The sequence below is a fragment of the Achromobacter sp. DH1f genome (genome assembly GCF_000633435.1).
GTDB lineage: Bacteria > Pseudomonadota > Gammaproteobacteria > Burkholderiales > Burkholderiaceae_B > Achromobacter > Achromobacter deleyi.
This window is the reverse complement of the sequence record NZ_AYMF01000018.1, coordinates 147971-161790: the sequence shown is the minus strand read 5'-3', so window position 1 is coordinate 161790 and position 13820 is coordinate 147971. Positions and strand designations below refer to the sequence as shown.

Here is a 13820-nt window from a genome sequence, read left to right as displayed (position 1 = left end):
ATCAATCAAGCTGCTTGATGCGGCTCTTGTATGCCCAGGAAGCGGGCAATTTCGGTGAGCTGGCCTTCCAGCATGTACAGGCCGGGATGCGTGCGGCAGCCGCGCGCGGCGGCGGCGAGCAGCAGCGGCGTGTCGACGCGGCTCATCACGGCGTCGGCCACGACGGTGCCGGGCGCCAGGGCGTCCAGCGGGAAGGGCAGGGGATCGGTGTCGGCCAGGCCCAGCGAGGTCGCGTTGATCGCGATGTCACAGGCCTCGGGGCGGGGGCCGCCCATGTGGATGGCCAGCGCGGGGTAATGATGCGCCAGGCGTTCGGCCAGGGCCTCGGCCTTGTCCGGCGAACGGTTGTAGAGGCAGAGGCTGGCCGGGCCGGCCTCGGCGATGGCGCAGGCGATGGCCTTGCCGGCGCCGCCCAGGCCCGCCAGGTAGACGTGGCGTCCGGTCGGGTCGTGGCCCTGGCTGCGCAGGCCGGCCACGAAACCCAGGCCGTCGAAGTTGCCGCCGGTCAGGCAGCCATCCTGCAGGCGCACGGCGTTGACCGCGCCGATCAATTGCGCGGCCGGGGTCAGCGCATCGCACAGGGCGGCGGCGCTTTCCTTGTGCGGTACGGTCACGACGATGCCGCCCAGGTTGGCCAGGCCGCGCAGGCCCGCGAACAGGGCGGGCAGCGCGGCGGCCTTGACGTGGAAGGGGACCATCACGCCGTCCACGCCGCGCTCGCGCAGCAGGGCATTGAGCCGCTGGGGCGTCCTGACGTGCGCGATCGGGTCTGCCGCGATCGCGAATACGGTAGTGCTGCCGGTGATGTCCACCTGGTTGTCCCCTGCCTGTCCTGCGGCCCTAGGCCGTGCTTTTTGCTGACGCCCTTGCCTGGAAGCGCGGCTTGATTTACGCTTTCATCACAAGTTGTCAGGCAACTTTATTAAGTTGTCCGATAAATCATAGGGCAAGCGTTTTTCCCGTGTCAAGCAACGGATTCGGCGGTTCAATCGAATTCGTGGGCGGCCGCCGGGATCCGGCGCGGGCCGCTCGAACAAAGCTTTGGAGACAGCATGATTTCGTTCGAAGGACAGGTAGTGGCCATCACTGGCGCGGGCAATGGCATCGGGTTGGCGACCGCGCGGCTGATGGCCGCACACGGCGCCCGGCTGGTGCTGACCGATATCGACAAGGCGCGCCTGGAAGAGGTGGCCGCCGAACTGGACGCCAGCGGCCAGCGGGTCTACACCCATGCGCTGGACGTGGCGGCCTCGGCCGACTGTGACCGCGTGCTGGAACGCGCCGCGCAGCACTTCGGCGGGCTGGACCACCTGGTGCACTGCGCCGGCATCTACCCCGAACAGCTGGTCAAGGACACCAGCGACGAGGCCTGGAAAAAGCTGATGGGCGTGAACCTGGACGGCACCTTCTACGTCTGCCGCGCCGCCCAGCGCCACCTGCGCCAGAATGGTTCGGTCGTGCTGCTGACCTCGCTGGCCGCGCAGCGCGGCAGCTACGCCCACGCCGCCTATTCGGCGTCCAAGGGCGCGGTGCAGAGCTTCACCCGCAGCCTGGCGCTGGAACTGGCGCCCCAGATCCGCGTGAACGCGGTGGCGCCCGGCATCATCGCCACGTCCATGACCCACGACCTGATCGGCCAGAAGGGCGCCCAGTTGCTGGAAAGCACCCCGCTCAAGCGCTTTGGCACCGCCGACGAAATCGCCGGCGCCATCGCCTTCCTGTGCTCGCCCTTGGCGGGCTTCGTCACGGGCGAAGTCATGCAGGTCAACGGCGGCATCTATATCGCGTAAAGTCTCAAACCGCCGTGCCCTTGCAACCCGGCAAAATCCTATAATTTTCAAGGGCGCGGCCGCAGTGAAACGTCGAAAACTCCTATAACCCAAGGTAGCCGCCCAGCGAGCCGCCTTACGTTTTAATGAACCTCATGCAGCCCATATCCGAACAGGACCGGCGGGACCCCGACCCGCAACGCGCCGCGCCCAAGCATTCGCTATCCGCGGGCGTGGCCGACGCGCTGGCCGAGCAGATCCGCCAGGGCGCGCTCGCGCCTGGCGACCGCCTGCCCACCGAAAAGCAACTGACCGAGATCTACTCCGTCAGCCGCGCCGTGGTGCGCGAGGCGCTGGCGCGCCTGAAGTCCGAAGGCCTGATCACGTCGCAGCAAGGCAGCGGCGTCTTCGTCGACCCGAACTTCCAGCGCAACGCCTTCCGCATTGCCGCGCCGTCCCCGGGCGACAGCCAGGACCTGGAACACATCCTGGAACTGATGCTGTCCATCGAAGTCACCGCGGCCCGCTACGCCGCGCAACGCCGCACCGACGCCGACCTGAAAAAGATGCGCCAGGCGCTGGTCGGCATGGAATACGCGCTGATCAACGACAAGCTGGGCGACGAGGAGGACTACCAGTTCCACCAGTCCATCGTGCAGGCCACCCACAACCCGCACCTGGTGGCGCTGAACGACTACCTGGAAGCCAATGTGCGGCGTGTCATCCGCAGCGCGCGCAACAACACCGCGCGCCGGTATGCCGAACGCATGGCGGCGGTGCAGAGCGAACACCAGGCGATCTTCGCCGCCATCGAAAACGGCGACCCCGACGCCGCGGGCCGCGCAGCCGAACAGCACTTGCGCAACGCGGCCGACCGGCTGCGGCTGTTCCAGGCGGAACGGCCGGCGCCGGTGTGAACCCGGTAGGCGTGGACGAATGAGCGCGCTGCGGCGGGCGAGTCGTGGTAGCGACCGCCGCAGGCCAGCCCTCAAGCGAAGGTCTGTTCCATCTCGCGGCGAAACTGCACCGCCTGCGAGCGGTCGTCGTATTCGACGTCGCTCCAGCGAATCGCCTGCGACTGGCGCACCGCGTGCTTGAGCTTGACCTGGTGCGACAGCCCCAGCGGCAGGTAGCCTTCTTCGACCGAATCGCGCGCCGGCATCAAGCGGCCGTACACCGTGTAGCCGCCTTCGCCGTCCAGCAGCTGCCCGGCCTGCAGATCGCGCTTGGCCGTGGCCACCACGTCGCCGTGCCAGCCGGCCGGCGCACCCGTGGGTTCGCGGCGCAACCCCACGCTGGCCACGCTGATGCCCAGTTCCAGGCCGATCAGGTGATAGGGCTTGTACATGGCCGTGTAGTTGCCGCCGGGGTCGGTGACCAGTCCGTATTCCTTGAAGCAGCGGCGCACATAATCGCTATCGGCCGCGAGCGTCACGTACACGCCCCAGCGCAGGTCGCGAAACACTGGCCGCCCATCGCGCTCAAGTGAGGAAATCACCTCGACCTGCCCGCGATGATGCAGGATGCCGCCGTCTTCGCGCGGCCGCAGCACCCGCGCCAGGTCATCCACCCCGCAAGGCGGAAAGTGCAGCCCCGACGGCGACGGCAACAGCCCCGTGGCATTGGACACCGCCGCCATTTCGATGGCGCTCTTGGTGCCATCCAGGAAACTGTTGAACATCTGCGCATTGAAGTCGCCGGCCGCCACCATTTCGGCCGTGAAGCCGTAGTACGGCCACACGGTATCCGGCGTCGACGTATGGAATTCAGGCAGGTACTTGGTGCCCTTGCCCGCCGCCATGACCTCGAAGCCGCTGGCGCGCGCCCAGTCCACCATTTCGCAGATCAACGCCGGCTGGTCGCCATAGGCCAGCGAATACACAATGCCCGCCTCGCGGGCCCGCCTGGCCAGCAACGGCCCCGCCAGCGCGTCGGCTTCGACATTGACCATGATGATGTGCTTGCCGTATTCGCAGCAGGCCAGCACGTGCCCGATGCCCGCGGCCGCCTGGCCGGTGGCATCGATGACGATATCGACATCGGGGCTGGCGATGACCGCGTACGGGTCGTCGCTGAAATACACCTTGCCGTTCTTGAACGCGTCATTGACGCTGGCCGCATTGAGCGCCGTCGCCGGCCACCCCACCCGGGTCAGCGCCGCGCGGGCCCGGTCGGGCGCCAGGTCAGCCACCGCCACCAGGCGCATGCCCGGCGTGCGCGGAGCCTGGCTCATGAACATCGCGCCAAACTTTCCGGCGCCCAGCAGCGCTACGCGCAAGGGCTTGTGGTCGGCTTCTCGCTGCTTGAGCAGACGGTGCAGATTCATGGTGCAGGCTCCTCCAGGAAATGGGGATACAGCACCACAGGATAGTCCTAAAACATGACGACTGAACAGGCCCGGATTGGCCACCCATCCGATGTCATTCGTCCGCGGTATAAAGCTCCCCGGCCAGCACGTTGCGCCAGTTGCTCCAGTTGATGCGCGGCCGGTCGGTAACCCCCCGGTTATAGGGCGCATCGAACAGAATATGCTTCCAGCGCGGCTTGACCGCCCCCTGGATCAGCGGCTTGTCATCGATCAGCAGATCGCCCTGCACCAGCGTCTTGTCCTTGGTCAGGATCAGCCGGTTGGTCGCTTCGCGCCCCAGGTGCTTTTCCACCCACAGATACTTCTCGGTCACGCAGTTCTCGAATTGCGACAACGGCGACGTGCAGATGCGCACATCCATGCCCAACGCCAGCAATTCCTTCACCGCATCCAGCGCCCCCGCAACGGGAGGCAGATTGCGAATGAACCCCGGCGCGGTATAGATGGCCTCGGCCATGCCGCGCAGTTCCGGCGCATAGTCTTCACGAATGTAGAAAGACTTGCGGTCTTCAAACGCCACCGGCGCAATATCGGGATGACGCTCATTCCAGGCATCGATAAACGCATGTTCGAAGTCGGCCAGCACGCCGTCTTGGTCGAGCAGGATGATCATGAAAATCCTAAGTCGTTGCGACGCGCTCGATTGTGCCAGAGTGCGTCAAGGCCAGTCAGCCGCGCCTATCCAGACCCAGGCAACGCCTAAACCGGCTGCGGCCGCGACTGGGCCACCACGCGATAGCGGCTGCCCCCGGTAGACGACTCCGACGCCACCAGCACCATCCGGTCATAACGCCACACCTGCGGCGCAGGCACCTCGGCCGGTGGCTCGACCTGCTCGATATTGCGCAGCAAGGTCACATGCGGCCGAAACGGCTGCGTCGGCGGCACCAACCCAAACGCCGACAACCACAGCCACAACCCATCATGGGTCGCCTGCAACAGATCCGGCACCTGACTGGGCCCCGCCCACAAGATGCGCTGCCGCGCAAAAACCCCGTACTGATCCAGGGTCACCGCCCCCGGAATCAACCGATGGTAGGGCGTGGCATCAATCAATTCGTCAGCAATCTCCTGATCAACCGCCCCAAGAAACGCCAACGTCATATGTAAGGTCTCGGTCCGCATGACCCGCCCCTGCGCGTGCGCGCGAGCCTGATCGGCCCAAGAGGCAAGCGTGGTGGCCAACGGAGCGTCAGGCCAGAGCGCGTAGAAAAGGCGAGTCGTAGACATGGCGGTGATTGTAGGACCGTGGGGGAGTTTTTGGTGTGCCTTGGTTTGGGTTCTTAAGTCGCGCTTGGCGGTGTCGGTGTGGGGTGGGCGGGGCTACGATTGCGGTCCGGAGCCTTCGCTCCGGACTGCCCCGTCCTCATCCTCGTACGCCTTCGGCTCCCTACGGATTCCGTCGGGCGCATCTACACGCCCCGCCCACCCCACACCGACACCGCCAAGCGCTCACACTGCGGATTGGCCTCGGATTCTGGGGCGGGTGGTGTGCTTGGCGTTTTTCTCACGGTCAGTGGGGGTGGGCGGGGTAGGGCGTTGCCCGCTTCGTGCCGGCCGCGCGGGCGGCCTTACGAAGCTTACACGGCGTCTTGCGGGCGCCGATGACGCTCTCGCGTATAGGTAGCGGTGCTGTTTTCTAGTGGCGCGGATGCCGTGGAGTGTCACGTCAGTGTGCAGCGCCTGATGGGCGGCGCGCGAGACAGTCAGCATGCGCAATCAAGCGCCTGCCGCGCCGCCCATCACCGCCCCACCCCCACGATGTGCGACCCAATAGAAAACCAATCCCCAACAGCGCGAAGCGCCGTCGCAACACAATCCACCAACGCAATGCCAAACGTGGCCGCCCGCGCGGCCGCGGCTTGGCGACCCTGCAGATTCCATTCCCTGTACACAGGTCTAGCAGCGCAACTAACCGAGACACGCGTAGCCCGGCGCGGGGGTGGCTTGCGGAGTGGGCAACCTCGATGCGCCCGAGGGAATCTGAAGGGAGCCGAAGGCGGACGAAGATGACGAGGGGGAAGTCCGGAGCGAAGGCTCCGGACCGCAATCGTGGGCGCCCACTCCGCAAGCCACCCCCGCGACGGGCGACCTACGAAGCCCACCCCTCTGCCCAAACATCAAATCACCGCCAAAAAAAAGACCCCACAGGAACTACTTCCCGCAGGGCCCACCATCCAAAGAAACACTCAAGGATTAGCAGCAACAGCATCAGGCACAGGATTCCCCCACCCGCCCCCAATCGCCCGAATCAAATCCACAGCCGACCGCGCCTGCTCACCACTCAACTGCACCGCAACCCGCTGCTGCAACAGCACACTACGGTCAGCTTCGATCACATCCAGATAGCTGATCGAGCCTTCACGGTATTGCGTATGCGACAGCTTTGCCGCCCGTGCCGATGCTTCCACTGCTGCATCTTGCGCCCGCGTCTGGTCCGCCAGAATTCGCAGATTTGCCAGATTGTCTTCCACCTCGCGGAACGCGTTCAGGACCGTTTGGCGGTACACCGCCACGTCTTCCTCGTAGACTGCACGGGCGCGGTCCAGGCCGGCCTGGCGGCGGCCGCCGTCGAAGATCGGCATCGACAGCGCGGCGCCCACCAGCGGGCCCAAGAGGAACGTGCGGCTCGACCATTGGAACAGGTTGCCCAGTTCCGATGATTCGTAGCCGAATGCGCCCGTGATGTCCAGACGCGGGAAGAATGCCGACTTGGCTGCGCCCACTCGCGAGTTTGCTGCCGCCATCGCGCGTTCAGCGGCCGCGATGTCCGGACGGCGTTCCAGCAGCGTCGACGGCAGGCCTGCCGGGATCGACAGGGCCACCTTCTGGATCGGTTGCGGCGGCATCGTGAATTCCGACGGCGCGCGGCCCAGCAGTACTGCCAGCGCGTGCTCGCCCGCCGCGCGGCGGCGGTCGATGCCCAGCGCTTCCGATTGCGCCGAAGCCAGCTCGGCCTTCGCGCGGGCCAGGTCCAGCTCGCTGATATCGCCCGCGTCGTAGCGGCGCTGGATCAGCTGCAGCGTGTCCGTGCGCAGCTTCACCGTCTGGTTATACAGCGCCGATTCTGCGTCCTGCTCGCGCACCAGGAAATACGTGCTCGCCACATCGGCTTGCAACGCCAGCAGCACCGAGCGGTACAGCGCCTCGCTTTGCTGCGCGTCTGCCGTCGCTGCGTCCGACGTCGACGCCACGCGGCCGAACAGGTCGGCTTCATAAGACACCGTGCCTTGTGCGCGCCAGGTCGTGCTCGGGTTCGTCGGCGTGCCGTCCGGCAGGCCTTGCGACACGGCCGACGGGCGTTGGCGGCTGGGGCCGAAGGCGGCGTCCAGGCTCGGGAAGAAGCCGGCGCGCGCCTCGCGTTGCAGCGCGCGGGCCTGCTTCAGGCGGGCCGCGGCGGCCTGCAGGTTCTGGTTGGCCTTTTGGGCCTCGTCCTGCAATTGGTTCAGGCCTTCGTCGCCGAACACCTTCCACCAGGCGCCGCGCAGCGCGTCTTCCGACGGCTCGGCGGCCTTCCAGGTGCCCGCTTCCGAAGCGGGCAGGGCGGCTTCCTTGTAGGCCGCCGGTGCGGCGGCCGCGGGCCTTTCATAAGTCGGGCCCACCGCGCAGCCGGCCAGCACGAGCAGGACGGCAAGCAGGGCGGAACCGCGGATCAGTCTTTTGGTCTTCATGACGATTCTCTTGGGCGCGCGCCCCGCCGTTCAAGACGGGGCGCGCTGGCTATTTTTCCAGGCTGGCTCAGGCGTTGTGCTGCGTGGCGGGCGGCGCGTTCGGGTCGATGTGCGGCACGCACACCGGCGCTTCATGCTGCGCGGCCGAGTGCAGCGTCTTGCCGCTCATCGAACGCAGCAGCACGTAGAACACCGGCGTCAGGAACAGGCCGAACAACGTCACGCCCAGCATCCCGAAGAACACCGCGACACCCATTGCGTGGCGCATTTCCGAGCCTGCGCCCGACGACAGCACCAGCGGCACGACCCCCATGATGAACGCGATCGACGTCATCAGGATCGGACGCAGACGCAGGCGGCTGGCCTCGATGGCGGCTTCCAGCGGGGAGCGGCCGTCGTTCATTTCCAGCTCGCGGGCGAATTCCACGATAAGAATCGCGTTTTTCGCCGATAGCCCCACCAGCACCATCAAGCCGATCTGCGTGAAGATGTTGTTGTCGTTGCCCGTCAGGTACACACCCGTCAGCGCCGCCAGGATGCTCATCGGCACGATCAGGATCACGGCCAGCGGCAGCGTCAGGCTTTCGTACAGCGCGGCCAGCACCAGGAACACCAGCAACACGCTGATCGGGAACACCCACAGGCCGGCGTTGCCCGCCAGGATCTGCTGGTACGTCAGGTCCGTCCACTCGAACTTCACGCCGCGCGGCAGGGTTTCCGCCGCCACGCGCTCGGCCGCGGCTTGCGCCTGGTCCGACGAGTAGCCGGGGGCCGGGCCGCCGTTGATGTCGGCGGCGGTGTAGCCGTTGTAGCGCACCACCATTTCCGGACCGAACGTCTGCTTCACCGTCACCAGCGACGACAGCGGCACCATGTCGCCCGCGGCATTGCGGGTCTTCAGCTGCAGGATGTCATCGGCGTGGGCGCGGAACGGCGCGTCGGCCTGGGCCCGCACCTGGAACACGCGGCCGAAGCGGTTGAAGTCGTTGACATACATGGAGCCCAGATAGATCTGCATGGTGTCGAACACTTCGGTCACCGGCACGCCCAGCTGCTTGGCCTTCACGCGGTCCAGGTCGACGTCCAGCTGCGGCACGTTGATCTCGTAGCTCGAGAACGCGGGGCCCAGTTCAGGCGTCTGGCGAGCCTTGGCCAGGAAGGCCTGCTTGGCCTTGTCCAGCTCGGCATAGCCCAGCGCCGCGCGGTCTTCCAGTTGCAGCTTGAAGCCGCCCAGCGTACCCAGGCCCAGCACCGGCGGGGGCGGGAACACGGCGATGAACGCCTGCTGGATGGCGCCGAACTTCTGGTTCAGCGACGCCGCGATGGCGTTGCCGGACAGCGCCGCGCCCTTGCGTTCGTCGAACGGCTTCAGGGCCACGAACACGATGCCCGCGCTGGAGCTGTTGGTGAAGCCGTTGATCGACAGGCCGGGGAACGCGATCGCGCTTTGCACGCCCGGTTCCTTCAGGGCGATGTCGCTCATCTGGCGAATCACTTCTTCCGTGCGGTCCAGCGACGCGCCGTTGGGCAGCTGGGTAAAGCCGATCAGGTACTGCTTGTCCTGCGCCGGCACGAAACCGCCGGGCACCAGGTACGACACCCCGATCGTGGCCGCCACCAGCACCACGTAGACGCCCATGGCGCCGGCCTTGCGGCGGATCACGCCTGCCACGCCCACGCCGTAGTTCTCGGAGGCGCGGCCGAACATGTTGTTGAACCAGTTGAAGAAGCGGCCGAACACGCGGTTCATGCCCCGGGTCAGCCAGTCCGGCTTGTCGTGGTGGCTCTTGAGCAGCAGGGCCGACAGGGCCGGCGACAGCGTCAGCGAGTTGAAGGCCGAGATCACCGTCGAAATGGCGATGGTCATGGCGAACTGCTTGTAGAACTGGCCGGTCAGGCCCGTCATGAAGGCCAGCGGCACGAACACGGCGCACAGCGTCAGCGCGATGGCGATGATGGGGCCGCTGACTTCACGCATGGCGCGATAGGTCGCATCCCGTGGACTCAAGCCCGCCGCGATGTTGCGTTCGACGTTTTCCACCACCACGATCGCATCGTCGACCACGATCCCGATGGCAAGCACCATCCCGAACAACGACAACGCGTTGATCGAATAGCCGAACATCAGCAGCAGCCCGAAGGTACCGACGATGGACACCGGCACCGCCAGCAGCGGGATGATCGACGCACGCCAGGTCTGCAGGAACAGGATCACCACCAGCACCACCAGCGCGATGGCTTCCAGCAGCGTGTGCACCACGGCTTCGATACTGGAACGCACGAACTGGGTCGGGTCGTATTCGATGCGGTATTCCACGCCCGGCGGGAAGTCCTTGGACAGCTCGACCATGGCGGCGCGCACCTGCGACGACACGTCCAGCGCGTTGGCGCCCGGCGACTGCATGATGCCCATGCCGACCGCCTGCTTGTTGTCCAGCAGCGAACGCAGGCCATATTCCTGCGCGTCCAGTTCCACGCGGGCCACGTCCGACAGGTGCGTCACGGCGCCGTCGGGCGAGGTCTTCAGGATGATGTCGCGGAATTCCTCTTCGGTCTGCAAGCGGCCGCGCGCATTCACGTTCAGCTGCAGCGGCACGTCGCCCTGGGTGGGGGACGCGCCGATCACGCCGGCAGCGACCTGCACGTTCTGTTCGCGGATGGCGGCCACCACTTCGCTGGCCGTCATGCCGCGCTGCGCGACCTTTTGCGGGTCGAGCCAGACGCGCATGGAGTAGTTGCCCGAACCCCACACCGTCACTTCGCCCACCCCGGTAATGCGCGCCAGGCGGTCCTTGACGTTCAGGATCGCGTAGTTGCGCAGATAGGTGATGTCGTAGCGGTCGTTGGGCGAGATCAGGTGCACCACCAGCGTCAGCGTGGGCGAGCTCTTGGTCGTCGTGACGCCCAGGCGCTGCACGTCCGGCGGCAGGCGCGGCAGCGCCTGCGACACGCGGTTCTGCACCAGCTGCTGCGCCTTGTCCGGGTCCACGCCCAGCTTGAAGTTGACCGTCAGCGTCAGGTTGCCGTCGCTGTTGGCCTGCGACTGCATGTACAGCATGTTTTCCACGCCGTTGATGGATTCCTCCAGCGGCGAGGCGACGGTTTCGGCGATGACCTTGGGGTTGGCACCCGGATACTGCGCGCGCACCACCACGGACGGCGGCACCACTTCCGGGTATTCCGAGATGGGCAGCTGGAACATGGCCAGCAGGCCGCCCAGCAGCACCAATATTGACAACACCCCGGCGAAGATCGGCCGGTCGATGAAGAATTTCGAGATATTCATGAACGTTCTCGTTCTGCTTGTCTTGTCACCGGCCGCTTAGTTGGCGTTGGCCGATGCGGTCTTGACCGGGTTGCGCTGGGCCGTGACCATGGGCACCACGGTCGGGCTGACGGCGTCGCCGGGGCGTACGCGCTGCAAGCCGTTGACCACGATGCGGTCGCCAGGGGCCAAGCCGGAATCCACGACCCGCAGGCCTTCCTGGTTGGCGCCCAGCTTGATCTGGCGGTAGTTGGCGTGGTTCTTGTCGTCCAGCACCAGCACGAAGCGCTTGTCCTGGTCGGTGCCGATGGCCTTTTCGTCGATCAGCACGGCGCTGCGCGGGTCGCTGCCGCCCAGGCGGATGCGGGCGTACAGGCCGGGCAGGAGCGAACCGTCGGCGTTGTCGAACTCGGCGCGCACGCGGATGGTGCCGGACGTGGCGTCCAGGCGGTTGTCCACCGATTGCACGAAGCCGGTGCGCGAATAGCCTTCCTCGTTGGCCAGGCCCAGCTCGACCGGCACCGAGCCAGCCTTGCCGTTGCGGGCGGGGTTCACGTACTTCAGGAAGGTCTGCTCATCGACATCGAACGAGGCGTACATCTTCGAGACCGACACCAGGGTCGTCAGCGGCACCGAGGTGGCGCCGGCGGCGACCACGTTGCCCACCGTGACTTCCGCGCGCGACACGCGGCCGGCGACCGGGGCTTCGATGCGGGTGTAGCCCAGGTTCAGCTTGGCATAGTCCAGCGCGGCTTGAGCGCCTTGCAGGTTGGCGGCGGCTTCGCGGGCGGCGTTCTGCTTTTCCTCGAAGTCGCGTCGGGCGATGGCGTTGTCGGTCAACAGGCGCTGGCCGCGGGCCAGTTCCGTGGCCGTGTACGAGGCGCGGGCCTTGGCGGCGGTCAGGGCAGCGGCGGCGCGGTCCACTTCGGCCGCGTAGGGGCGCGGGTCGATGGTGAACAGGACGTCGCCCTTCTTGACGATGCTGCCGTCCTGGAAGTGCACGGCGGTCAGGGTGCCGGAGACCAGCGGACGGATGTCCACGCGGTCGATGGCTTCCAGCCGGCCGGAATACCGCTGCCAGTCGACGATGGTCTTGCTGACCACTTCGGCCACTTCGACGGGAGGCGCCGCCGGGGCGCCTTGCGCCTGGGCAGCATTGGCGCCGGCAGGGGCGCGAAACAGGGCGTAGCTACCGCCGGCCGCAATGACGGCCGCGAAAACGACGAGCACAGCAATACGATTACGCGAAACCATGATGTTCCTTGAGGGTGGTGTCGGGGTGAAGCGCACTTGCCGGGGACCGCGAGGGGGGCGGGTGGCGGCGGGGGCGGCATCGCGGCGGGTCTGTCAGTCCTGAAACACCGATGTCATACTGCGGTGCAGCATGCAACACTGTTACGTTTCCCTTGGCTGAGAGTGTCTTTGGGGGACGGGCTCTCGCGTGGTCGGAATCTGAGGATTGACAGGCCCTTTGATGGCGCCGGGCGGCACGGGCACTTCAAGATGGTTTGAATTCTGAGTGTTTTGCCCGAGCGGATAAACATGTGTTATTCGGCAACACTGTTCGGCAGATTTGTCTAATCCCGGCCGGAAACGCGTTATGCTCCGTACACCCCGACCAACTGCCCTAATAGGACACCGTCGCCATGGACCGTTTTCAGGCTATGCAGGTGTTTGTGCGCGTCGTGGATGCCAATAGCTTCACCCGGGCGGCCGACAGCCTCTCGCTTCCGCGCACCACCGTCACGACCATCATCCAGAATCTCGAACGCCTGCTGGGCGTGCGATTGCTCAACCGCACCACGCGCCGTATCGGCCTGACGCCCGACGGCGCGGGCTATTACCAGCACTGCGTGCGCATTCTGGCCGACGTCGAAGAAACCGAGGCCTGCTTCCAGGAAGCGGCCCTGCGCCTGAAGGGGCGCCTGCGCATCGACGTGCCCACGTGTATCGGGCGGCTGATTCTAATCCCGTCATTGTGTGATTTTCACGACAAATACCCGGACGTCGAGCTGGTGCTCGGTCTGGGCGACCGCCCCGTGGATATGGTGCAAGAGGCCGTGGACTGCGTCATCCGCGCCGGCGACCTCGAAGATTCCAGCCTGGTCGCGCGCCGCATCGGCACCTTGCAGACGGTGACCTGCGCGTCGCCCACCTACGTGGCGCGCCACGGCATGCCGCAGACCATCGAAGACCTGCGCGACCACCACGCGGTGCATTATTTCTCCAGCCGCAGCGGCCGCAATTGCCCTTGGGACTTCAAGATCGACGGCAAGCACCAGGAAGTCGACATGCGCGGCACGGTTGCCGTAAATGAAGCCGGCGCCTACCTGGACTGCGGCCTAAAGGGCTTCGGCCTGATCCAGACGCCGCGCTACATGGCGCTGCCGTACCTGCAATCGGGCGAGCTGATCGAAGTGCTGCCTCAGTGGAAACCCAGCACCACGGCAATCTCGGTGCTGTACCCGCAAAGCCGCCAGTTGTCGCCCAAGGTGCGGGCATTTGCCGACTGGGTCGCCGAATTGTTCGCCAGCTGCCCGCTCTTGAGCGGCCGCGACGAAACCGATCCGGCCGCCGTCAGCTGCGGCGTGTTCCAGCAACGCCAGATCAGCCAGGCCAAGCAGATGGCCGTGGCTGGCGTGGCCGCTGCCAATTCGCCCGAAATGCCCCCGCGCCGCCGCACCGCCCGGGAAGAGGCTGCCGAGTACGCGTTGTAGTCGGCAAAAGCGTCGAAAACGCGGGAAACC

10 protein-coding genes are annotated in these 13820 nt (G+C 66.1%); 3 read left to right on the top strand and 7 right to left on the bottom strand.

Annotation, left to right across the window (positions count from 1 at the left end):
• Nucleotides 1-5: 5 nt before the first annotated feature.
• Nucleotides 6-812, bottom strand: coding sequence for a shikimate dehydrogenase (locus U858_RS0116550; protein WP_025138261.1), 807 nt, complete (start codon nt 810-812; stop codon nt 6-8).
• A 240-nt stretch (nt 813-1052) separates the two neighbouring features.
• On the opposite strand from U858_RS0116550, the gene U858_RS0116545 reads away from it, so the two are divergent.
• Together U858_RS0116545 and U858_RS0116540 are read left to right on the top strand one after the other, a co-directional pair.
• Nucleotides 1053-1790, top strand: coding sequence for an SDR family NAD(P)-dependent oxidoreductase (locus U858_RS0116545; RefSeq protein ID WP_025138260.1), 738 nt, complete (start codon nt 1053-1055; stop codon nt 1788-1790).
• Nucleotides 1791-1924: 134 nt separating this feature from the next.
• Entirely contained in the window at nt 1925-2686 is a 762-nt protein-coding gene (locus U858_RS0116540; RefSeq protein WP_025138259.1) for a FadR/GntR family transcriptional regulator, read from the top strand.
• A 71-nt stretch (nt 2687-2757) separates the two neighbouring features.
• Here U858_RS0116540 and U858_RS0116535 read toward each other — a convergent pair whose 3' ends face one another.
• From U858_RS0116535 to U858_RS0116510, 6 genes are all read right to left on the bottom strand, one after another.
• On the bottom strand, nt 2758-4095 hold the full coding sequence (locus tag U858_RS0116535; protein WP_025138258.1) for an NAD(P)H-dependent oxidoreductase: 1338 nt from the start codon (nt 4093-4095) through the stop codon (nt 2758-2760).
• A gap of 94 nt (nt 4096-4189) precedes the next feature.
• Complete coding sequence (locus tag U858_RS0116530; protein WP_025138257.1) at nt 4190-4750, bottom strand: 5'-3'-deoxyribonucleotidase; 561 nt, start codon at nt 4748-4750, stop codon at nt 4190-4192.
• Between the two features lie 86 nt (nt 4751-4836).
• On the bottom strand, nt 4837-5367 hold the full coding sequence (thpR, locus tag U858_RS0116525; protein WP_025138256.1) for an RNA 2',3'-cyclic phosphodiesterase: 531 nt from the start codon (nt 5365-5367) through the stop codon (nt 4837-4839).
• Between the two features lie 959 nt (nt 5368-6326).
• Nucleotides 6327-7808, bottom strand: coding sequence for an efflux transporter outer membrane subunit (locus U858_RS0116520; RefSeq protein ID WP_025138255.1), 1482 nt, complete (start codon nt 7806-7808; stop codon nt 6327-6329).
• A gap of 67 nt (nt 7809-7875) precedes the next feature.
• The gene (locus U858_RS0116515; RefSeq protein ID WP_025138254.1) at nt 7876-11094 is read right to left on the bottom strand and encodes an efflux RND transporter permease subunit; all 3219 of its coding nucleotides are present in this window, start codon (nt 11092-11094) and stop codon (nt 7876-7878) included.
• 36 nt (nt 11095-11130) lie between these two features.
• Nucleotides 11131-12327 carry an efflux RND transporter periplasmic adaptor subunit gene (locus U858_RS0116510; RefSeq protein ID WP_081821632.1) on the bottom strand — a complete coding sequence of 399 codons (1197 nt, stop codon included), beginning with the start codon at nt 12325-12327 and terminating at the stop codon, nt 11131-11133.
• A gap of 392 nt (nt 12328-12719) precedes the next feature.
• On the opposite strand from U858_RS0116510, the gene U858_RS0116505 reads away from it, so the two are divergent.
• Nucleotides 12720-13790, top strand: coding sequence for a LysR family transcriptional regulator (locus tag U858_RS0116505; RefSeq protein WP_025138252.1), 1071 nt, complete (start codon nt 12720-12722; stop codon nt 13788-13790).
• Nucleotides 13791-13820 lie beyond the last annotated feature (30 nt).

What these genes read in the sequence shown, in the direction of transcription:
- U858_RS0116545 (WP_025138260.1), top strand. Translation starts at nt 1,053, where the DNA reads ATGATTTCGTTCGAAGGACAGGTAGTGGCCATCACTGGCGCGGGCAAT.
- U858_RS0116540 (WP_025138259.1), top strand. Translation starts at nt 1,925, where the DNA reads ATGCAGCCCATATCCGAACAGGACCGGCGGGACCCCGACCCGCAACGC.
- U858_RS0116535 (WP_025138258.1), bottom strand. Translation starts at nt 4,095, where the DNA reads ATGAATCTGCACCGTCTGCTCAAGCAGCGAGAAGCCGACCACAAGCCC.
- U858_RS0116530 (WP_025138257.1), bottom strand. Translation starts at nt 4,750, where the DNA reads ATGATCATCCTGCTCGACCAAGACGGCGTGCTGGCCGACTTCGAACAT.
- thpR (WP_025138256.1), bottom strand. Translation starts at nt 5,367, where the DNA reads ATGTCTACGACTCGCCTTTTCTACGCGCTCTGGCCTGACGCTCCGTTG.
- U858_RS0116520 (WP_025138255.1), bottom strand. Translation starts at nt 7,808, where the DNA reads ATGAAGACCAAAAGACTGATCCGCGGTTCCGCCCTGCTTGCCGTCCTG.
- U858_RS0116515 (WP_025138254.1), bottom strand. Translation starts at nt 11,094, where the DNA reads ATGAATATCTCGAAATTCTTCATCGACCGGCCGATCTTCGCCGGGGTG.
- U858_RS0116510 (WP_081821632.1), bottom strand. Translation starts at nt 12,327, where the DNA reads ATGGTTTCGCGTAATCGTATTGCTGTGCTCGTCGTTTTCGCGGCCGTC.
- U858_RS0116505 (WP_025138252.1), top strand. Translation starts at nt 12,720, where the DNA reads ATGGACCGTTTTCAGGCTATGCAGGTGTTTGTGCGCGTCGTGGATGCC.